Here is a 24,334-nt window from a genome sequence, read left to right on the forward strand (position 1 = left end):
GATATTGTAGGGATGGATTTTAATCCGTCCATTTAATAAGTAATAATAAAAATCAATGTTAAAAATAGCCATTTTAGGTCTTGGAGAAGGACGTAGTACCATGTCAGCCGCTATAGAAAGCAGCAAAGTAGAGTTGGTGAAAGTATGTGACAGAAATGAAGAATTGTGCAAACAACGCGCTAAGGAATTTGATTTTCCTCACTATACAACTAATTACGATGATTTATTAAAAGACGAAGCTATTGATATCATTGCCATTTATACTCCGGATCATTTACATGCGGAACATGTAAAACAAGCGTTATTGCACGGGAAACACGTAGTTTGTACTAAGCCTTTTATTGATGATTTGGCTGCAGCCAAAGAATTAATTGCTATTAGTGAACAAACAGGGAAAAGAGTTTTTGTGGGACAAAGTTCGAGATTCTTTGAACCGGCTAAAAGACAACGAAAAGATTTTGAAGCAGGAGTTATTGGTGATTTGATTACCATCGAATCGCATTATCACGCAGACCACCGCTGGTTTTTAAAGAAAGAATGGTCGTTGTTACAATCTTTCAAATGGTTGTACGGTGGATTGAGTCATCCTGTGGATTTCATTCGTTGGTATTTACCCAATATCGAAGAAGTAATGGGCTACGGAATGATCAGCAGCAACGGAAAAACAGCAGGTTTGAAAAACGAAGATACGATGCATTTTATTTTCAAAGCAACGGATGGTAGAATTGCCCGTGTGAGTGGGGTGTATACTTCGCCAACACAGCCAACCAAACGAGATAGTGGAATGAGTGTTATCTTGAGAGGAACTGAAGGAGCCAGTCAGGCGGATTATCATGAATTACGTTATTCAGTTACCGATAAAGAAGGCGAAGAAAAAATCATTCATTGGGGTGATGCTACTATAAAATACTATTTCCGTTTTGAGGGACAAAGTCATCATGGGGGTGAATACCAAAATTATTTAGAATATTTCGCAGATAGTATCGAGCAGGGATTTACCGCTTATCCGGATATGAAAGAAGGAATTGGAACCGTGGCTTTGTTACAGGCAATGGACAGAACATTACAAACTGGAATGCCGGTAAAAATTGCTGATGTATTAGCAGCATATGATATTCAATTATAAAACCCAATTTGTATGAGTAAAATCAGTAGTTTTTTAGAACCCATAGATTATGCCGTAGTTATTGGATATCTTCTGGTGTTGATTGCTTTTGGTTATTATATTTCTTTTGTAAAGAATAAAAAATCAGAGGACGAGAGCATTTTCCTGGCAGGAAACACCTTAGGTTGGGGAAGTATCGGTTTAAATATGTGGGGAACCAATGTTGGCCCTTCGATGCTGATTGCTTCGGCCAGTGTGGGTTTTACCACTGGTATTGTTGCAGGTAATTTTGCTTGGTATGCCTTTATTTTTATTCTGCTTTTAGCGGTGGTTTTTTCACCAAGATACTTGGGAGCTAAAGTACTGACATTACCAGAATTTATGGGAAAACGCTTTGGCGACTCTACCCGAAACATTTTGGCTTGGTACACCTTGATTACGATTCTGATTTCGTGGTTGTCTTTAACCTTATTTGCCGGCGGAGTTCTGGTCAAGCAATTGCTGGATTTACCAATGTATCTTTCTGTGATTATGATGGTGATTCTCTCGGGATTTTTTGCGGCAGCAGGAGGATTAAAAGCCATTGCTTATACAAATGTTTTTCAAATGTTATTGTTGATTGCCGTTTCGCTTTTATTGGTAGTAATGGGGATTAATAAAGCAGGAGGATTAGAACATATTTATCACAGTACTCCAGGTTCGTATTGGAATTTATTATTACCGGCAGACGATAAAAACTATCCTTGGGTCGCCATTTTATTAGGCTATCCTATTATGGGAGTCTGGTTTTGGTGTACCGATCAATCGATGGTGCAATCCATTTTAGGGGCAAAAAATTTAAAACAGGGACAGTTAGGAGCAAACTTCATCGGTTGGTTGAAAATTCTGGATGTGCCTTTGTTTATTTTACCTGGAATTGTGTGTTTTGTTTTGTTTCCAAATTTAAAAAATCCGGACGAAGCGTATATGACGATGGTTACCCAATTGTTTCCGGCGGGCTTACGCGGTTTGATTATTGTCGTGTTGATTGCAGCATTAATTAGTACCATTGGTTCGGCATTGAATTCTTTGAGTACCGTTTTCACGATGGATGTTTATGTGAAAAATCACAAACCAAATGCGACTAACAAAGAGATTGTAAAAACAGGAAGATTGGTGACCTTATTTGGTTCATTATTGGCAATCCTGATTACACTGGCTATTGATAGCATCAAAGGATTGAACCTTTTTGATATTTTCCAATCGGTTTTAGGATTTATTGCTCCGCCAATGTCGGTGGTGTTTTTGTTTGGAGTGCTTTGGAATAAAACTACCACAAGAGCAGCCAATTTAGTATTGACTTTAGGGACAATTATCAGTTTAGGAACAGGAGTTTTATACTTATGGGTTTTCCCAAATCAAGTGTATGAGTGGCCTCATTTCTTATTATTGTCATTTTACATTTTTGTAGGACTTTCTGTGTTGGCTTATATTATTACCATTACCGATAAAGCAGGGCAAAAAGACCATCAAACCTTATTACGAATCAATCCTGCGGCTAAACCCGACAAACAGGTTAAGATATTATGGGTGCTGTTAACTTTGGTTATGGTAGCGCTTTATGTTATTTTTAATGGACATTAAATGCCAGCCAAATTATGTTTGATGATTTTATAAAAGTTAATATAGAGGAGCTTTCGGATAACATTTCTGAAATACGCGATTGTATAAAAAAGTATTATCCAATTGGGTTACCCAAAGAAGATGAAAAATACTATTTGTATTCAGGAATAAAAGAGTTAAACGACATAATAGAGAAAAACATAGTTGACAATGAATATTATAAAAAGGAATGGCAAGTTGGATTTATAGAAAAATTAAAGACAAAATTAGATTTTCAAGATATACGTTGTACAACAGCTGGATTTGTTCCTAATTTTTCAGGTATTGTAATGTTAAAAAATACAATTGAAAGTAGAACTGAATTACATTTTTATAAAAGTTTAATAGGTGATTATTTTACTATTGAAATTCTGGAAAATATTCATCGTAAAGAAATTTCACATCCAATTTACGGTAAAAGAGAAATTTCGATACCAGAAAGAATAATTGTATCGCCAGTAGGTGAGTATGCAGATAATTTTCTTAAAGTTTATCAATCAATAATTGAAAAATATAGCGAAGTAAAATTCCTTCCTTATTGCTTTGATTTATATAAAGTGAATAATTTAGAAGTTCCGTATAAATCCGATGGAGAAGAAGTGACTATTGCAGGAGCATTTTTTCAAAAATATTCTTTGTATAATAATTGGATTACTGTTGTAGGAGATATCAATTATCAAATAGACAAATTAAAATAAGGCTCAAATTGAATTTAAATAATTTATTATGAATAACAAAATAGCAGTTTTTATAACAACAATTTTTGTTGGAATATTTTTATTTTTTTCTATTCCGTCATTTGCACAGCAAAAAACGGAAGAAGCAACCTGGATTTGGTATCCGGGCGATTTTGAAGTTTGGTTGAGTAATAAAATGCAGGTGCGACGTACGGAACGCGAAGCAGTATTTCCGCCGCTTTGGCAATACTACAGTCCGTATGCTTTGGTAACTTTTCAAACAGAAGTAGACATACCTGAAGCCGATGAGGTAAAAATCTTCACGGAAGGACCTTTTCAGTTACTTTTGGATGGTGTTCAAATTTACGGACAACCAAAATCATTAAAAATTCCTGCGGGCAAACACAAAATTTCTTTTAAAGTTTACAATCAGGAAGTCTTGCCTGCTATTTATATTGCTGGTAAATATGTGAAATCAGATGCTTCCTGGAAGGTAACCAATGAAGACAAATTGTGGATCGATGAAAATGGAAAAGCCCAGCAATCCGGTACGCCATGGGTACCTGTGGGTTCCTGGAATTTTGATTCTCCGGAGCATAAACCTTCAGAGTTTAAATTAACAACGACGCCTTGGAATGCCAAGAAAACAGAAAAAATAGGAACCGGTGAGCTGGTCGATTTTGGTAAAGAAACTTTTGGTTATATTAAAATTCACGGATTAAAAGGAAAAGGCAAACTAGCCTTGTATTATGGTGAATCTCGCGAGGAAGCGCTGGATACGGCCAAATGCGAAACCTTAGACCATTTATCTTTTGATGGAAAACAGTCTGCAACCTACACTCATGACGGGTCCAAAGCTTTCCGATATGTTCGGGTACAAGCAGATCCAACAGTAAAATACGATTCGATTTCGATGCTTTATGAATATTTGCCATTAGACTATCGTGGCGCATTCAAATCATCGGATGAACAATTGAATAAAATTTGGGATGTGTCGGCTTATACGATGCATTTAACTTCCCGTGAATTTTTTATAGACGGAATCAAGCGTGACCGCTGGGTTTGGTCCGGCGATGCGTATCAGAGTTATTTGATGAATTATTATTTATTCTTTGATTCGGCTTCGGTAGAACGAACGCTTTTGGCGCTTCGAGGTAAAGAACCGGTAACAGCACATATCAATATCATCATGGATTATTCGCTGTATTGGTTTGTGGGGGTTTACGATTACTATTTGCACACGGGCGATACTAAATTTATCAAAACGTTTTATCCGCGAATGAAATCATTGATGGATTTCTGTCTGGAAAGAAGAAACAAAAACGGATTCCTGGAACCATTAGAAGGGGATTGGGTTTTTATTGACTGGGCTGACGGATTACCAAAAACGGGTGAAGTTAGTTTTGAGCAAATGCTTCTAGCCAGAAGTTTAGAAGCCATGGCAGTTAGTGCTGAAATTGCAGATAAAAAAGATGACCAAAAAGAGTATAAAAAATTAGCAGATGATTTAAAAACTAAATTGTTTGAGGTGTTTTGGGACAAAAAAGAAAATGTCATGAAGCACCAACGTATTGATGGTAAAATGCAGGATATTGTGACCAGATACGCTAATATGTTTGGGATTTTCTTTAATTATTTTAATGAAGAACAAAAACAAAGTATCAAAAATAAGGTCTTGCTTAATGATGAAGTGCTACAAATCACCACACCCTACATGCGTTTTTACGAATTGGAAGCCTTGTGTGCTATGGGCGAACAGGATTATGTGCTGAAAGAAATGAAAGACTATTGGGGTGGTATGCTAAAAGAAGGCGCTACTTCATTTTGGGAAGAATACAACCCAAACAAAAAAGGAACCGAGCATTTAGCGATGTACGGGCGTCCTTATGGAAAAAGTCTTTGCCATGCCTGGGGTTCCAGCCCGATTTATTTGTTAGGAAAATATTATTTGGGTGTAAAACCAACCGCTCCGGGTTATGCAGAATATGAAATCAAACCGAATTTAGGCGGATTGCAATGGATGGAAGGAAAAGTACCAACACCTAAAGGCGAAGTTTCATTATACATCAGCAAATCTGAAATCAAATTGAAAGCCGCTGAAGGCGAAGGGAAGTTAATTATTGAAAGTAAAAGCAAGCCAAAAACCAATTCAGGAACGGTTGTTGCGTTAGGAAAAAACAAATATCAATTAACGGTAAAACCTAATGTGAATTATCAAATTAGTTATAAAGCAATTTAGTCATTGCGAGGAACGAAGTAATCACACTAATAATTACACAAAGTCTTTAAAAATCTATGAATCTATGTGGTTAAAAAAAATAAAATATACTTTTTTAATAGTGTCTATAATGTGCTTTACTTTGGTAAACGCTCAAAACATTGCATGGCAATCCGCTTCTTTTGATGTGGTGAAGTCTAATTACAAGACATTCAAAACAACTCAATATGCCCATGTTTTTTCGAACAGTAAAAACAATATTGTGCGATTAGCACCTGAATTAGAAGGATTAACAGGTGTTGAAATTCCATTAGAATTATACAAAAACGGAACAAAGTCGCCTTTGCGTCTTAAGTTAAAAGAAAAATCGGTGGTGTTGGTAGGGATTTTTCAGGAAAAAAATGAGCAATTTTTGCAGTTAGATAATTCCCCTTACAAAGCGACTTTATTGTTACAAAATGGCGTAACTATCACAGGATTGCCAGCTGTTAATGTTTATGCGCTTTCATATGAAAAAGGAATTCACACTATTTTACCCAACGCCAAAGGACTTTTTGCAGTTTTAGGTGTGGTCAAAATGAAGCAGGCTTTAGTAGCACGAAATGCCGAATTCCCTGACGGGAAATTGTGGAATCCAACATTTATCGTAGAAGGATTTTCAGATGAGAAACCATTATTTGAAATTATCGGTGGCGAAAATAAACCTGTTATTGATGAAGGTTTTCCGGGTACAGAAGGTATTCAGGGAGGTTTTGAAGGCGGTCGTGTGGTAAAAGTGGGCGACACCTATCATATGTTTCCAACGGAAAGAGCCGGAGAAAAAGGAGTGGAAATGTACTATGATCGTGTAAAGACCAAGATTGGGCACTGGACGAGTAAAGATGCCATTCACTGGAAACGCGAATCGACTATTTTACAAGCCAGCGGAACTTATGCTGTTACCGAAGATGATAATCCAATGAACGATCGTCGTGCGGCAATTTGGTCGTATATGCCGGTTTTTAGTAAAAAAGAAAATAAATGGTACGGCTATTATTTGGCTTACACCGTTCATAAAGAAATAGAACCAAATCACTCTTTTGGTCGTATTTGGCGTTGTGAGTCAACGGTAGCAGGCATTGACGGAATTGCAGGTCCTTACAAAGATATCGGAATTATTATGGAGCCAGGATTAGATTCACAACCTTGGGAAGGACGTCAGGGAGTAGCTTCTTTTTTCCCTTATCCAGTGGGCGATAAATACTTTGGATTTTACAGCGGTGCTTATCCATTTGCTTCTTGGGCTGATTATCCAAAAAAATCAGGAAAAGGCTGGTTTGTAGCTTTAGCAGAATCCAATAGTTTAGAAGGTCCTTGGACACGATTAAACAAAGGTTTGGAACCTATAAAAACCATTCATCCCTTGTTTGTCGAGAATCCGATTGTGAGTCAGTTGCCAAATGGTTTATACATCGCCATTTTTGATGGCGGACCTGACGGTTGGGGACATCATTTGCCTAATATGATGGGGTATTCGTTGTCTAAAGACGGAGTGAATTGGTCGGAAGCGCATTATTGGCCAATAGAAACTAAGGTTGATAAATGGTGGGATATCATGCGCACTCCTTTGTGTTTAATTCCTGAAGGAAATGATGTGTATACCATCGTGTACAATGCTATCGATTTGAAAAAACGTTTCCATCCTACCGGAATGGTAAAACTGAAATTGAATCGTGAGGTGATGGAGCAGCGATTGAAGGAATTGAAATAAGAATATAGAGAAAAGAATAAAGATAAGAGACAAAAGAATTGTCCATAAAGAGCAGGAAATGAAGAACTCAATACAATATTTGTTTGTTGCAATGGCAACGATTATGTTAGCCAGTTGTGCCACACATTACAAGAAGCGTGAAATCACTGATACCGTTATGAATGAGATTTATAACGAAATCAAAACGCCTTATAAATACGGTTTGGTGATGGTGCCCACAGACAATTCCTATAAGATGGATTGTCCTTCGGTTTTTCGTAAAGAAGACAAATGGTTCATGACCTATTTGATTTATGACGGAAGAGGTTACGAAACCTGGCTTGCCGAAAGTGACGATTTGCTAAATTGGAAACATCTTGGAAAAGTAATGTCTTTTTCTAAAGATGAAACACATTGGGATGTGAATCAAAAAGCAGGATATATTGCTTTGCAGGATTATACTTGGGGCGGTTCGTATGAATGGAATAAATACGATGACAAATACTGGATGAGTTATTTTGGCGGAAATACTAAAGGTTACGAAGCAGGAGTTTTGTCAATCGGAATGGCCTATACTAAAGAATCTCCAACAAAACCCCACGAATTTGAACGTTTGCCCGATCCGGTGCTCACTCCAAAAGACAAAGATGTGCGTTGGTGGGACAACAGTACGATGTATAAAAATAGTGTGATTCGTGATAAAGATAAAATGACAGGACACAATTTTATTATGTATTACAATGCCCGTGGCGATAGTTTGAATCCTGCTAAAGGAGCTGAGCGTATTGCAATGGCAGTGTCTAACGATATGAAGCATTGGGAACGATACGGTGATAAACCTTTAATCAATCATCATAGAGGAATCTCCGGGGATGCTTATATTCAGCGTATTAATGACACCTGGGTGATGTTCTATTTTGGCGCTTTTTGGACTGGTTGGGATCAGGGAGCATTTAACCGCTTTGCGGTTTCGAACGATTTAATCCATTGGAAAGATTGGGAAGGTGACAATTTAGTGGAGTCCTCAGAACCTTATGATAATCTATTTGCACACAAATCTTTTGTGGTAAAACACGATGGTGTGGTTTATCATTTTTATTGTGCCGTGAACAAAGCAGAACAACGAGGGATAGCCGTAGCAACGTCTAAGGATTTAGGGAAAAGCGAATTGAATTTTGTTGCTCCGCCAGAGAAAAAGAAGAAATAAGCATAAATAGCAAGTTTTGTAGCAGAATGATTGGGGATTTATCAGAAACAACAGTCCCGCTATTCGTTTCAATCTTTTCTTTTTTATAAAAAAAGAAAAGGATTTCCACTGCTATCGGGGCTAGAGATGAAGTTTTTGATTGCTTTTTGGCATTTAAAAATTAATTAATTTAAAAGAATAGAATCTGCAAAATCTGCAGAATCTGCGTGAAATAAACCAATAGAGTATTCTAAGATGAATAAATTTAAAATACTAGTTTTTACTTTATTAACTTCATGCCTAATACAGGCACAACTGGTTACGGGTGAACCTGCCGGAATTCCAAGAATTCCGCAGAAATATTCCTTTAATCCCTGGGAAAACCCAATGATTACCAGCATCAACAGAGAACCGGCAAGAGCAACTTCATACTCTTATGCCACGGTTGCTGATGCTTTAGAAGGAAATCGAGCTAAAAGCAGAATCAAAATGCTGAATGGTGAATGGGATTTTAAATTTGCCAAAAACTTACAAGAAGCACCTCAGGATTTTTATAAAAAAGAAGTAAAAGGCTGGGACAAAATTGAAGTTCCATCGAACTGGGAAATGAAAGGTTACGGAATGGCGATTTATAAAAGTGCCGTGTATTCTTTCCGACCGGTAAATCCACCTTTCGTGCCTCAGGACGATAATCCTGTAGGTTCGTACCAACGTAAATTTACGGTTCCTGAAAATTGGAACGGAATGACCGTTAGTCTTCATTTTTGTGGCGTAAGTTCGGCATTTCAGGTTTGGGTAAACGGCGATTTTGTAGGTTATGGACAGGATAGTTTTAATTCTTCTGAATTCAATATTACACCTTATCTTAAAAAAGGAGAAAATCTTTTATCAGTTCGTGTCCTGCGTTACAGCGATGGTTCCTATCTGGAAGATCAGGATCATTGGCGTTTAAGCGGAATTCAACGTGAAGTGTATTTGATGGCAGAACCTAAATTACGTATTGCCGATTTCTTTTACCAAACCAAATTAGACAAAAACTATGAAGATGCCGTTTTCCAATTGCGTCCTCGTTTGGATAATTTTACAGGAGATACCATCAAAAATCAAACTTTTGAAGTACAATTGTATGATGCTCAAAATAAACCTTTGTTTGAAAAAGCTTTAGTGAGAAAAGCTTCTGAAATCATTGAAGAAGTATCGCCACGATTGGACAAAGTACGTTTTGGTTTTTTCCAGGAAACTATTAAAAATCCTTTAAAATGGAGCGCCGAAAAACCGAATCTGTACACCTTGGTAATTACCTTAAAAAATCCTGATGGAAGTATTAGCGAGGTGAAAAGTTGCAAATTAGGTTTTCGATCAATAGAATTTTCGAAAGAAAATGGCAAAATGCTCATTAACGGAAAAGAAACGTATGTATATGGCGTCAATCATCACGGGCATCATCCTGAAAGAGGAGAGGCGGTCAATCATCAGGATTTAGAAGAGGACGTAAAACTGATGAAGAAATTCAATTTCAATTTTGTGCGAACTGCTCACTTTCCCGATGATCCTTATTTTTATGAATTATGCGATAAATACGGTCTGATGGTGATGGACGAAGCCAATCTGGAAACGCATGGTTTAGGAGGTCATTTGAGCAATGATCAGCTTTGGACAAGTGCTTATTTGGAGCGTATGACCCGAATGGTACATCGTGACAAAAACCATCCAAGTATTGTGATGTGGAGTTTGGGTAATGAAGCAGGTAAAGGTCCTAATCATGCAGCTATGGCAGCTTGGACACATGACTATGATATTACCAGACCTGTGCATTACGAACCAGCACAAGGAAATCCACGTTTGGATGGGTATATCGACCCATTGGATCCCCGTTATCCTAAAACCGTTGATCACTCACATCGTTTTGAAAATCCGCAAGATGAACCTTATGTAGATATGGTAAGCCGTTTTTATCCGGGTGTATTTACACCTAAGTTTTTGGTAGATCAAAAGAAAGACACCCGTCCGATTTTGTTTGTTGAATATGCGCACTCGATGGGGAATTCTACAGGGAATTTAAAAGAATTATGGGATGAATTCCGTTCGACTCCAAGAGTTATTGGTGGTTGTATTTGGGATTTAAAAGACCAGGGCTTGCTTCGTAAAGACACAAAAACCGGAAAAGAATATTTTGGTTACGGAGGTGATTTTGGAGAGAAAAAACACGATGGAAATTTCAACATCAACGGAATGGTGGCTGCTGATGGTAGACCAAAAGCAGCTATGTTTGAAAACAAATGGATTTATCAACCGGCAACTTCTAGTTTAAATGCTGATAAACTGACCATTCACAATCGACAAACGGTCCAAAATTTAAGTGATTTTATTCCGGTTTTGAAAGTTTTAGAGAATGGAAATGTGATTAAGGAAGTTGTTCTGAAACCGCTTGATATTCCTGCCGGAACTGATTTTATTTTGGATGTGAAAAAATACCTTCCTAAAATGAAATCGGATTCAGAATACTTTTTGAATATCGAATTCCAACTTTCTAAAGATGAATTTTGGGCATCTAAAGGCTATGCGGTTGCTACAGACCAATTTTTGTTGCAAAAGAAAGCCGAAGTTACTTTGGCGGAAGCCAAACAAAAAAGCAATTTACAAGAAACGAAAGAGGCGTACACCATCAACGGAACTGATTTTAGCATTAGCATTAATAGAGCAAATGGAGCTTTGAGTTCGTATGTGTACAAAGGCAAAGAGCAGTTAAAATCCGCATTAATGCCAAATTTCACGCGTGCCTTAACGGATAATGACCGCAAAGGCTGGAAACCTCATAAAATTTTAAAACAATGGTTTTTGGCTAAGCCAATGTTGAAAAATATAAAAATGGAGCAATCAGCTGCTGAAATAAAAATTAGCAGTGATTACGAAATCATTAAAGACAGTGCTGCGGTAAAAGTAGTGTACAGTATAAATCCAAACGGAATTATAAAAGTGGATTACCAACTCAAAGCGACTTCTAAATTGCCGAACATTCCTAGAATTGGAATGCAAATGGGTATCAATCAGGATTTCGACCAAATTTCATGGTACGGGAAAGGGGAATTAGAAAATTACAGCGATCGTAGTTTTGGTTTCACTATTGGGAAATATGCATTGCCAATAGATAAATTCGTTGAGCCTTATGTAATGCCGCAGGAAAATGGCAATCGTACCGAAGTGCGTTGGATGGCTTTTACCACGCCAATAAAGAATTCTGGCGTGCTTGTTGTGAAAGAAAAGCAAAACTTAAGTATGAGCGCCTGGCCTTACACACAACAGAATTTGGATGAAGCCAAACACACTTTTGACCTCATGAATCCTGGTTTCCTAACGGTAAATATTGATTTAAAACAAATGGGCGTGGGCGGAAATGACAGTTGGTCACCAGTAGCAGCACCTATGGAAAAATATCAAATTCCTTCCGGGGATTATAATTACAGCTTTTATTTGGTTCCTTTCACAGGTTCCAAAAACGAATTGGAAAGTAGTTTAAAGAAATTTAAGTATTAATGAGGTCATTGCGAGAAAGAAAGCAATCACATAGAGAGAGTAACTAAGTGAGATTGCTTTCTTTCTCGCAATGACAATTCAAACGGATAATAACAACAGCAATGTTTCAAAAAAAAATCATCTTTTTACTCTTACTCTTTGCGGGAATGCTTTCTGCACAGGAGCTTCATAAAAAAGAAAATGCACTTTTTCAGCCAACCATCGAATCGTCCAGACCTTGGGTGTATTGGTATTGGATGAAATCGGCCTATTCTAAAGTGGGTATAACTGCCGATTTAGAAGCCATGAAACAAGCAGGAATCGAAGGTGCTTATTTAATGACCATCAAAGGACCTGCTGAGCCGCCTTTAATTTCGCCTCCGGTTTTGCAATTGAGTCCAGAATTTTGGGATATGGTGAAATGGGCTTTTATTGAAGCTGATCGATTGGGCGTAAAACTAGCTTTTCATGCCGCAGATGGTTTTGCAGTTGCCGGTGGACCTTGGATTACGCCAGAAATGTCGATGCAAAAGGTGGTTTGGTCCACGACTGAATTCACGGGAGGTAAAAAAGTTGCTGTAAAATTGCCTGTTCCGGAACATTACAAAGATTTTTATAAGGACATTGCTACTTATGCAATTCCGGTAAAAGAATGGGAACAAAATTCGAAAGATATCCTTCCTAAGGTGAGCACTTCCAATGGAGAAGAAGCCGCTTTTTTAGCAGATCCATCAAAAGACGGAAATTTGAAAATCAGCAACAAAGGTTGGATTTTATACGAATTTGCCAGTCCGTTTTTATGCCGAAATATCAATATTCAAACCAAAGGATTGGACTTTCAAGCACAACGTTTGATTGTTGAAACCAGTAATGATGGGGTGAATTTTAGTTTTCATCAACGATTACAACCACCGCGTCAGGGTTGGCAAAATACGGATTACGGAACCACAAGCGCTATAAAAGCGGTTAAGGCTAAATATTTTCGATTTGTTTTTGACCCGGCTGGAACAGAACCAGGAGCAGAAGATTTGGATTTTGCCAAATGGAATCAGGCGAATTTAAAAGTGAGCAAAATCACCCTTTCCAATCAATTTGTAATTGATAATTACGAAGGAAAATCGGGAGCAGTATGGCGATTAGCGCCAGCGACTACAGAAGCATTGATTCCAAATTCCGATGCGTTTCCTAAATCAGACCTTATCAACGTTTCCCAATTTGTGGATGCCAATGGTAATTTAAATTGGAAAGCACCAAAAGGGAAATGGAAAATCATTCGCATGGGACATACGTCAACAGGGCATGAAAATGCAACTGGTGGAGCAGGAAAAGGTTTGGAAGTGGATAAATTCAATCCGAAATTGATTCGTTTTCAACTCGACCATTGGTTTGGAGAAGCCATTCGTACTGCCGGACCGGAATTGACTTCGAAAGTATTGGAAATTTTACATTTGGATAGTTGGGAATGTGGAAGCCAGAATTGGTCTTCAGTTTTTCAAGGGGAATTCAAAAAAAGAAGAGGTTATGATATTGTAGATTATTTACCGGTTATCGCTGGAATTCCTATCGAAAGTGCTGCTACTACCGAAAAAGTATTGTATGATGTTCGAAAAACCATAGCCGAATTAGTCGGAGATAATTTTTTTGGTACTCTGGCAACAATAGCTAAAGAAAATAGGGTAAAATTCAGCTCTGAAAATGTAGCGCCAACAATGATGAGTGATGGTTTGTTGCATTTTAAATATGTAGATTATCCAAGTGGTGAGTTTTGGCTAAAAAGCCCTACGCATGATAAACCTTTTGATATGTTAGATGCCATTTCAGGCGGACATATTTATGGAAAAGACATCATTCAGGCAGAAGCTTTTACAGCTTTAAGAATGGATTGGGACGAGCATCCGGGGAATTTAAAAGTAATTGCCGATCGAAATTATGCATTGGGAATCAACCGTTTTTTCTATCATGTTTTTGTGCATAATCCTTGGTTAGACCGAAAACCGGGAATGACTTTGGACGATATTGGTTCGTTTTTCCAAAGAGACCAAACCTGGTGGAAACCAGGAAAAGCATTTTTTGATTATTGTCAAAGGGTACAATTCCAATTGCAAAAAGGAAAACCCGTAGTGGATTTGGCTGTTTTTATTGGTGAAGATTTGCCTTCCCGTTCCTTAGTTCCTGATCGATTGTTTCCTTTTGTTCCCAATGTTTTTGGACAGGAAAGAGCGGCAAGTGAAAAAATCCGATTGGAGAATGAAGGTCAGCCGACAACCAAAATGCCTAAGGAAGTTACTTTTTCTAAAAATAATACCGATTTATCCCAATGGATAAATCCAATGAATGGTTACCAATATGATTCTTTTAATGCTGATGTTTTATTGAACAGAGCCAAAGTTGAAAATGGAAAAGTGAGTTTTGGTGGCGGAATTGAATATGGTGCTTTATTATTTCCGGGAAGCAGAAGAATGGCTCCCAATAATATTATTTCATTGGCGGTAGCTGAAAAAATGCTGCAATTAGTCAAAGATGGTGCCACTTTGTTTATTGACGAAAAACCTATTGACGCACCAAGTTTTCAAACTGCCGACGAAGCTAAAAAATGGGAGAATGTTTTAGATGAATTATGGTCGAATGATAAAAATACAACTTCCGGCTCAAGACAATTAGGAAAAGGAACAGTAATCCAACTTCCATTTTTAGGTACTGATTTTTCTAAAATTGGAATTAATGCCGATTTGTTATTTGAGGATGCAACAACTAATGACCGAGGCTCTATAGCCTGGACACACAGAAGAGCAGCCGATGAAGAAATTTATTTTATTTCTAATCAGTTGGAAGAAAAACGATCTGTTGTTTTTTCTTTTCGCGAAAGCGGTAAAATTCCATCGGTTTACAATCCGGTGACGGATGAAACCACTGTTGTCAAACAATGGGAAGTTAAGAATGGCAGAACAATTATTCCATTGGAATTGGATAAAAACGAATCTTGTTTTATTATTTTTAAAGAAAAAACCACAGTTTCGAAATCTGAAAATGGTTCGAATATATTTCATTATGAAACGGTTAAGACTTTGGATGAAAACTGGAATTTACAATTTGATTCCAATTTTAAAGGGCCGGAAAAAACCTTGAAAATCAATTTGCTTTTTGATTGGAGCACATCGGAAAATGAAAGTATTAAATATTATTCGGGAACGGCGGTGTATACGAAGGAGTTTGTTTGGAATCAAAATACAAAAGAAGCTGTTTATTTAAATTTAGGTTCGATAGCTAATCTTGCCGAAGTGAACGTAAACGGAATAGATTGCGGAACGATTTGGACCTTTCCATACCGAACCAATATTTCAAAAGCGTTGAAAAAAGGAAAAAACACCCTTGTTATTAAGGTGACGAATACCTGGGCAAACCGATTAATTGGTGATCAGAAATTACCGGAAAAAGACCGATTGACCTGGACACTTGCTCGCTACCGATTGGTAGAAAGTGAAAATTTGTTAAAAGCAGGATTGCTTGGACCAGTGACATTAGAAAGTGAAAAATAAAGGACAAATAAATTTTGCCACAAATTCACAAATTTGTGGCGATTAAATGAGAATAAATGAGAAATTTTAGTAAATCAATTATTGCGTTTGTATGTTTAATTGGAAGCTTCCAAATAAATGCAGCTATTAAATTACCGGCTTTGTTTTCGGATAATATGATGTTGCAACAAAAAAGCAAGGCTCCTATTTGGGGTTGGGCAGATAAAAATCAAAGCTTAAAAATCCAAACTTCCTGGGATGCTAAAACTTACGAGGTCAAAGCCGATAAGGAAGGAAAATGGAAAATTGCCTTGCAAACACCAGCTGCTGGTGGGCCTTATGAAATTTCAGTTTCAGATGGTAAGGCTTCTCAAAAGATTCAAAACATTTTGATAGGTGAGGTGTGGTTGTGTTCCGGACAATCCAACATGGAAATGCCTTTGAAAGGATTTCCGGGTCAGCCTGTTTATAAAGGAAACGAGGCCATTGTGCATTCGAAAAATAATCAAATTCGTTTTATCACCATTCCACGTGCTACTGTTTTGACACCAAATGAAGATTTTGTTGGGAAATGGAACGCAGCAGGGCCACAAACTACAGGAGATTTTAGTGCCACTGCCTGGTATTTTGGTTCGTTGTTGCATGAAGTATTAGATGTACCGGTGGGATTAATTCACGTTTCTTACGGTGGTTCAAGCATGGAAGCCTGGATGAATCAGGAAATGCTGAAAGATTTTAACAGTGCCAAAATTCCAACCAAAAAAGAAGATTTGGCCAAAGACCCAAATCGTGTGGCAACGACTTTGTTTAACGGAATGTTGTCCCCGGTTATTGGTTACGGTATCAAGGGATGTATCTGGTATCAGGGTGAATCCAATTATGAAAGAGCTGCGGAATATTCAGCTTTAATGCAAAAGATGGTGAGCAGCTGGAGAGAACTTTGGGGACAAGGAGAATTTCCGTTTTATTATTGTCAGATTGCACCTTTTAATTATGCACAATTTCATCCGAATGATTATTTGGAAAAATACAATTCGGCTTTTTTGCGTGAAGCACAATTAAAAGCTTCAAAAGAAATTCCGAATTCAGGAATGGCAGTTTTGATGGATATTGGCGAAGAAAATAACATTCATCCTATTCATAAAGAAGCAGGAGGAAGCAGATTGGGGTATTTGGCTTTGACTAAAACTTATGGTCTAAGTGGTTTTGAATTTGAAAGTCCTGAATATAAAGCAATGGAAATCAAAGAAGGTTCGGTAATAGTTGCTTTTGATAACGCTCCTAACGGAATTACAGCAAATGGGAAAGAAGTTACTGGTTGTGAAATAGCTGGTGAAGATAAAGTGTTTTATCCGGCAAAAGCAGAAGTACGAAGAAAGTCGGTGGTGTTAAAATCGGATAAAGTGACCAATCCGGTTGCGGTGCGTTATTTATTTAAAGATGTTGCCGAGGCACAAATTTTTAGCACGGGTGGATTACCTGTTTCGTCGTTTAGAACTGATAATTGGTAATTGATATAAAAATACACACAATTTTGTCATTCCGACGAAGGAGGAATCTCCGCAACGGAAATAACTAACGAAGATTGCTTCGCCAGTTCGCTAATGCTCGTGTCCTCCTTCGTCTGAATGACAAGTAAGACTTAAAAAATGTCAAGTTTGAAAAATTTAATTTCCATATTTCTACTATTTCTAACGCTTTGTGTCAAAGCGCAACTTCCTGTGCTTGATACTTACAATCAGGTATGGAATACGCAAAGCAATAATTCATCAGAATCCATGCCGTTGGGTGGTGGCGATATTGGTGCAAATGTTTGGGTGGAAAAAGGGGATTTGTATTTCTATTTTTCCCGTTCCGGAACATTTGATGAGCACAACACTTTACTGAAATTAGGAAGAGTAAAAGTGAGTTTAAGTCCGAATCCTTTTCAGGGCAAGGATGGTTTTAAGCAGGAATTATTTCTAAAAGAGGGGAATATCAAAATTTCTCAAAACGGAACTACGGTGAAACTTTGGGTAGATGTATTCAATCCAGTAATTCATGTTGAAGTTGGGAGTAAAACACCAACCGAAATGAAAGTAGCGTATGAAAGTTGGCGTTACAAAAACAGAGAATCTAAAGGCAAAGCCAATAATGCCAATTCCTATAAATGGGCTCCACAAGGCGAAATTGTAACTTATAAAGATTCTATTTCATTGGAAGGGAATGGGGTGCAATTTTATCACAGAAACAGAGCTCATACGGTTTTTGATGTTGCGGTGAAGCAACAAAAAATGGAATCGGTTAAGGAACAAATGATGAATCCATTGGCGAATCTTACTTTTGGTGGGAAGCTTTTTGGTAAAAATTTAAAAGCTAACAGAACCTATCACGGAATATATCAGGATACTGATTTTGAAGGGTTTCAACTCAAAAGTATCAAAGCTTCTAAAAAGCAAGCGTTCCAAATCCAGTTGCATACCAATCAATCGGAAGATGCTGCATTGTGGAAAAAGGAATTACAAAAACAAATTGCGAATTATAAAAAAGAGGAGAAAAAAACCGTTGACTGGTGGAATGCATTCTGGAATCGTTCTTTTATTTATACACAAAAATCTAAAAGTGAAAATGATTCCGTATATCAAATCGGACAGAATTATCAATTGTTTCGTTATATGTTGGGTTGTAATGCGTATGGAAAATACCCAACTAAATTCAATGGTGGCTTGTTTACCGTAGATCCGGTTTTTACTAACAAAGATTTAAATTTTACTCCTGATTTCAGGAATTGGGGCGGAGGAACTATGACACAGCAAAACCAACGATTGGTTTATTTTCCAATGTTGAAAAGTGGTGATTTTGATATGATGAAATCCCAATTGGATTATTACTTGAGTTTACAAAAAAATGCCGAACTGCGTTCTCAGGTATATTGGAATCATGGCGGCGCTTCTTTTACGGAACAATTGGAAAATTTTGGGTTACCAAATCCTGCTGAATACGAATGGAAACGTCCGGCAGATTATGATCCCGGTATGGAATACAATGCGTGGTTAGAATACGAATGGGATACCGTTTTGGAATTTTGCCAAATGATGTTGCAACAAAAAGAATATGCTGGCGAGGATATTCAAAAATACCATTCGTTTATTATGAGTTGTCTGCGATTTTTTGACGAACATTACCAATATTTGGCAAAACAAAGAGGGAGAAAAGCCTTGGACAATGATGGTCACTTGATACTTTATCCGGGTTCTGGTGCAGAAACCTATAAAATGGCCTATAATGCTAATAGCACTATTTCAGCTTTAAAAGTAATTACGGAACAGTTTTTGAGACAATCGGAAAACAAATTATCAAAAGACGAGGTGGACTATTTGAAAGGCTTTCTAAACCGAATTCCTCCTTTGAGTTACAGAGAATTTGATGGACATAAAACATTGGCTCCAGCCAAACTTTGGGTACGTATTAATAATTCAGAGGTGCCACAATTGTATTCGGTTTATCCTTGGAAAATTCACGGATTGGGAAAACCGGATTTAGAAACAGCCTTGAATACCTGGAAATTTGACACGGATGCTATTAAATTCAGAAGTCATGTGGGCTGGAAACAGGATAATATTTTTGCAGCAAGATTAGGATTAACTGAGGAAGGAGCCAAATATAATTTGCTGAAAATGGCGAATTCCGAAAGGAGATTCCCAGCTTTTTGGGGCCCGGGATTTGACTGGGTTCCGGATCACAATTGGGGAGGCAGCGGAATGATAGGCATGCAGGAAATGCTTTTGCAAACAAACGGAAACCAAATTTATATTTTTCCCGCCTGGCCAAAAGAATGGGATGTGCATTTTAAATTGCATGCACCAAAAAACACCACTGTCGAAGTGCAATTGGAAAAAGGTGAACTAACTTTGCTAAAAGTTTATCCAAAAGAAAGAGAAAAAGATATCGTAAATCTGTTAGGAAAAAGTCTAACAGAGAAAATAAATTTAAAATAGAAAATGTTATCTGAATTTGGTAGAAATACTGAATGGTAATATAAAAACCCTAAAATAATAAATATGAATTTAGTAAAGCAACTGGCATTTTGCGCAGGAACAATGATAACGTTTACATTGAGTAGCAGCGCGCAAAATCAAAATGTAATTTCAGCTTCAAAATCATTAAAAGTAGATTTTGATTTGGCACAACGCCGCACTTTAGAAGTTAATGATCCTAATTATATTTCCTGGCCTATTAGTGAAGGGACGTCTATTGAAAAAAGTTTTGGAACAATCAAAATGACGTTAAAAGGAACCATTAATTCGAGTTGGTACAAAACCGGAATTCAGGCGCCATTTTATGCGCGATTAGTGAACGATGGAATTGTAGCAGATAAAAGTGTAGAATTAATTATTAGCGGATTGACAGAAGGCAAACACAGTCTGTTAACCTTCAATAATACATTTGATAGTCCGGAGCTGGCTAATTATGCTCCGATTAATGTGTATGTTAATGGTGTTTTTTCGCAAACGATTGAACCAACCAACAGAGCGACAGCAACTATTGACGCAGCTACTTCTTATATCCATTTTAATGCTGAAACAGGCAAAGATGTCGTTATTAAGTTTGAGGCTGATGCCAAAGCGGCTTCTGCTATACAAAAAGTAATTATTAATGGTTTCGAATTGGATTTGCCTAATCTAAAGAAACAAGCCAGTACGCCAAGTCCGGCTAATAATGACGAACATGTTGTTTTAGGGAATGACTTTAAATTAGAATGGAATTCGCCGGAAGGAACAGCTTCTCACGATTTTTATTTTGGTACAGATGAACAAAGCGTTGCTAATGCTACTCATAGTTCAGCTGAATTTAAAGGGAATTTAAACAAAAATACAGCAGCTGTAGATGGAGCTTCTTTGAGTAATTTGAATACTTATTATTGGAGAATTGATGAAATTGATGCAAATAAAGAGCTTACTAAAGGAAAAGTGTGGTTTTTTAAACCAGCCCAAATTGCCTTCCCGGGAGCTGAAGGTTATGGACGTTTTGCAATAGGAGGAAGAGGCGGAAAAGTGATTGCAGTAACCAATTTAAATGATAGCGGACCAGGAAGTTTGCGTGACGCGGTGGAACAGGAAATTGGACCAAAAACAATTGTATTTAATGTTTCTGGTAATATCGAATTAAAATCTCGTTTAGTTGTTAGTCAGCCTAATGTAACCATTGCAGGACAAACAGCACCAGGTGAAGGGATTACAATTACTAGAGCGCCAATAGGACTGACAGGAAATGATGGGATTATTCGTTTTTTAAGAGTTCGTATCGGTGGAGGAACTACTTATGACGGAATGGGATTAACGGGAGCAAATAACAGTATCATTGATCACTGTTCGATTAGTTGGACCATTGATGAGTCATTTAGTTCAAGAGGAGCGCACAACATCAGTTTGCAACGCACTTTAATTTCTGAGGCTTTAAATGTGGCAGGTCATGATAAATATCCGGCAGGGAAAATGCACGGTTATGCAGCTACTATTGGTGGTGATGTAGGTAGTTTTCACCACAACTTATTAGCACACAATTACGGACGTAACTGGAGTATTGGCGGAGGTTTGAACGGGAATGGTTTTTACGGAGGAAAAGTTGATATTAGAAATAATGTAGTCTACAATTGGGGACACCGTGCTACCGATGGAGGAGCAAGCCAAGTTAATTTTGTAAACAACTATTACAAACCAGGAGCTTCAACTAATTTCTTTTATGCTTTAAATGCACAGCATGAAGGGGTTGGGAAAGGGAAACAAGAATATTATTTTGATGGGAATGTGATGCCGGGTCATTTTAATGAAAAAAACCAGCAAAAAGGAAGAACGGCTACTTATTCTCATGGAGATAAGGAAACCTATGAAACATTTGTGGACAAACCATTTTTTGAATCACATGTTAAAACACAATCAGCAGAAGCAGCTTATAAAAATGTGTTATCAGATGTAGGAGCGACTCAACCTGTTTTTGATACACACGACCAGAGAATTATCGAGGAAACCTTAAAAGGGACTTATAGTTTTAAAGGCAGTAAAAGTGGTTTGGGCGGAATGATTGATAATGAACAGGATGCAGGTGGATGGCCTAAATTTGCAACAGAAACGCGTCCGGATAGTTGGGATACGGATCAGGATGGGTTGCCAAATTGGTGGGAAGAAGCCAAAGGTTTGAATCCAAATTCTGCAAAAGGAGATTTTGCTGATGCAAATGAGCACACAGGAGATGGCTATACACAATTAGAAGATTATCTGAACTGGATGGCACAACCGCATTATTTTATAAATGCAGGAGAATCTTTAGAAATTGATGCTGAGGCATTTTTTAAAGGCTATACTAAAAAACCTAAATATACTGTAACAACAGTTATAAATGGTTCCGCTTCGATGTTTAAAAATGAAATTCAATTTACTTCAGATAAAAAGGGTTTTGCTTCTGTTGAAGTTAAAGTTGAAGATGCTGACGGAGATTCTATGAGCCGAATTATCAATGTGTTTTTAAAATAAAAATAAGCCTATAAGTCATATAAGTTTTTTAAAATAAGTGTTTTAATGTATTCTTTTATGAGCTTTATGTTTTAATGATTAAGGATTAGTTTAAATTATAAGTAATAATAAATAGCATATAAGTTTTGGTTTTAAAGAAAACACTTTAATGAACTTATATGACTTATATGGTAAAAATAAGTGAAAATGAAAAAGAACATCATTCTATTGTCAGCCGTGCTTTTTTCGACTGTTATTAATGCGCAAAACAAAGGTTTAGTCGATAATTCTGCAAGTCCTTATACAAAATTGAAGAGTGTTGGTTTGCAGGATGTAAACTGGACAGGCGGTTTTTGGAAAGAGCAACTGAATGTAGAAAATCAGGAGACTTTACCTTATATGTGGGATTTGTATCATGATGATGACATTTCCCATGCTTATGCCAATTTTGAAATAGCAGCAGGAAACAGAAAAGGAACTTTCAAAGGGCCTTCTTTTCATGATGGTGATTTTTACAAAATTTTTGAAGGAATGGCGGCAACTTATGCCGTTACTAAAGATCCTAAATTAGACAAGCAAATGGATGAAGCAATTGCTTTATTTCAAAAAGTGCAACGAAAAGATGGTTACTTGCATACTCCCGTTTTAATTGATGAACGTTGGGGGACTTTAGGCCCTGAAGAAGTGAAAAAACAATTGGGTTTTGAAAAATATAATATGGGTCATTTAATGACTGCAGCCTGTGTGCATTATCGGGCCACCGGAAAAACGAGTTTTCTAAATATTGCCAAGGGAGTAGCTGACTTTTTATATGATTTCTATAAAAAAGCATCTCCTGATTTAGCACGAAATGCGATTTGTCCTTCGCATTATATGGGAATTGTCGAAATGTACCGTACCACAAAGAACCCAAAATATCTAGAATTAGCGAATAATTTAATAGATATCAGAGGAACTACTAATGACGGAACGGATGACAATCAGGACCGAATTCCATTTAGACAACAAACTACCGCTATGGGACATGCGGTAAGAGCCAATTACTTATATGCCGGTGTTGCCGATTTGTATGCTGAAACAGGGGAGAAAAAATTGTTAGACAATCTGGAATCCATTTGGGAAGATGTAGCTTATCGCAAAATGTACATTACCGGAGCCTGTGGTGCTTTGTATGATGGAGTGTCACCAGATGGAACTTCTTATGATCCAACCGTAGTTCAAAAAATTCATCAGGCTTATGGAAGACCTTTTCAATTGCCAAATGCTACAGCGCATACAGAAACCTGTGCAAACATTGGAAACGTATTGTGGAATTGGCGTATGTTACAGCTTACTGCTGATGCAAAATATGCTGACGTAGTAGAATTGGCTTTATATAATAGTGTTTTGTCAGGAATTAATTTGGAAGGAAATAAATTCTGCTATAACAATCCCTTGAATGTGTCCGTTGATTTGCCTTTTAATCAACGATGGGGAAATGAACGCGAAGGTTATATTGCTTTGTCTAATTGTTGTGCGCCAAATGTTACCAGGACTATTGCCGAAGTCAGTAACTATGCTTACAGTCTGACTAAAGAAGGCTTGTATGTTAATTTATACGGAAGTAACAATTTGGATACCAATACTGAAGAAGGTGCTAAGATTCAATTGCGTCAACAAACGAACTATCCTTGGGATGGTGCTATTTCAATAACTATGGATAAGGCTCCTAAAGAATCCTATGCTATATTTTTAAGAATTCCGGGATGGAGTAATGGAACAATTATTATAGTTAACAATAAGGTTGTAGAGGCAAGTCCGGTTTCCGGAACTTATTTTAAGCTGGAAAGAAAATGGAAGAAAGGAGATGTTATCAGCTTAAACATCCCAATGCCTGTGGAATTAATGCAGGCGAATCCGCTGGTGGAAGAAACCAGAAATCAAGTGGCTGTAAAAAGAGGACCGCTGGTATATTGTTTAGAATCTGACGGAGTTTCAAAAGAGGCATCAATTAATGAAGTTGTTTTAGATATTAATTCAGATTTTAAAACTGCAAATTATGAAAAGAACGATAGAAATCTGATTGCGATTACTGCACAGGGGTTTCTAAACACCAATTCGTGGGATAAAAAATTGTACCAACCGTTGCACAATCACAAGGAGAAAGTTTCCTTAAAACTAATACCTTATTTTGCCTGGGGAAATGGTTCAGGTAAAGAAATGAACGTATGGTTTTTACGTTAAAAAACTTGTTAAAAATTAGAAAACAAGAGAATTTGAAAA

12 protein-coding genes are annotated in these 24,334 nt (G+C 37.3%); all 12 read left to right on the forward strand.

The window, feature by feature from the left end; translation table 11 throughout:
- Positions 1–55 precede the first annotated feature (55 nt).
- Complete coding sequence (locus ABS764_RS04715) at positions 56–1,126, forward strand: Gfo/Idh/MocA family protein (RefSeq protein WP_408080483.1); 1,071 nt, start codon at positions 56–58, stop codon at positions 1,124–1,126.
- A 12-nt stretch (positions 1,127–1,138) separates the two neighbouring features.
- Positions 1,139–2,728 (forward strand): sodium:solute symporter family transporter, encoded by a 1,590-nt coding sequence (locus ABS764_RS04720; RefSeq protein ID WP_408080485.1) that lies wholly within the window; start codon positions 1,139–1,141, stop codon positions 2,726–2,728.
- Positions 2,729–2,742: 14 nt separating this feature from the next.
- Entirely contained in the window at positions 2,743–3,444 is a 702-nt protein-coding gene (locus ABS764_RS04725) for a hypothetical protein (RefSeq protein WP_408080487.1), read from the forward strand.
- Between the two features lie 28 nt (positions 3,445–3,472).
- On the forward strand, positions 3,473–5,662 hold the full coding sequence (locus tag ABS764_RS04730) for an alpha-L-rhamnosidase-related protein (protein WP_408080489.1): 2,190 nt from the start codon (positions 3,473–3,475) through the stop codon (positions 5,660–5,662).
- Positions 5,663–5,771: 109 nt separating this feature from the next.
- Positions 5,772–7,391 (forward strand): hypothetical protein, encoded by a 1,620-nt coding sequence (locus ABS764_RS04735; RefSeq protein ID WP_408080491.1) that lies wholly within the window; start codon positions 5,772–5,774, stop codon positions 7,389–7,391.
- 58 nt (positions 7,392–7,449) lie between these two features.
- Positions 7,450–8,577: a glycoside hydrolase family protein gene (locus tag ABS764_RS04740; RefSeq protein WP_408080493.1), complete on the forward strand. Its 1,128-nt coding sequence runs from the start codon at positions 7,450–7,452 to the stop codon at positions 8,575–8,577.
- A 234-nt stretch (positions 8,578–8,811) separates the two neighbouring features.
- Positions 8,812–12,090: a glycoside hydrolase family 2 TIM barrel-domain containing protein gene (locus tag ABS764_RS04745; protein ID WP_408080495.1), complete on the forward strand. Its 3,279-nt coding sequence runs from the start codon at positions 8,812–8,814 to the stop codon at positions 12,088–12,090.
- A 101-nt stretch (positions 12,091–12,191) separates the two neighbouring features.
- Entirely contained in the window at positions 12,192–15,605 is a 3,414-nt protein-coding gene (locus ABS764_RS04750) for a glycosyl hydrolase (RefSeq protein ID WP_408080497.1), read from the forward strand.
- Positions 15,606–15,661: 56 nt separating this feature from the next.
- Positions 15,662–17,095, forward strand: coding sequence for a sialate O-acetylesterase (locus ABS764_RS04755; protein WP_408080499.1), 1,434 nt, complete (start codon positions 15,662–15,664; stop codon positions 17,093–17,095).
- 147 nt (positions 17,096–17,242) lie between these two features.
- Positions 17,243–19,561 (forward strand): DUF5703 domain-containing protein, encoded by a 2,319-nt coding sequence (locus ABS764_RS04760; protein ID WP_408080501.1) that lies wholly within the window; start codon positions 17,243–17,245, stop codon positions 19,559–19,561.
- 63 nt (positions 19,562–19,624) lie between these two features.
- On the forward strand, positions 19,625–22,093 hold the full coding sequence (locus tag ABS764_RS04765; RefSeq protein WP_408080503.1) for a pectate lyase family protein: 2,469 nt from the start codon (positions 19,625–19,627) through the stop codon (positions 22,091–22,093).
- Positions 22,094–22,279: 186 nt separating this feature from the next.
- Positions 22,280–24,295: an aceric acid hydrolase gene (locus tag ABS764_RS04770; RefSeq protein ID WP_408080505.1), complete on the forward strand. Its 2,016-nt coding sequence runs from the start codon at positions 22,280–22,282 to the stop codon at positions 24,293–24,295.
- Positions 24,296–24,334 lie beyond the last annotated feature (39 nt).

The sequence above is a fragment of the Flavobacterium plantiphilum genome (assembly GCF_046000495.1).
Lineage (GTDB): Bacteria > Bacteroidota > Bacteroidia > Flavobacteriales > Flavobacteriaceae > Flavobacterium > Flavobacterium plantiphilum.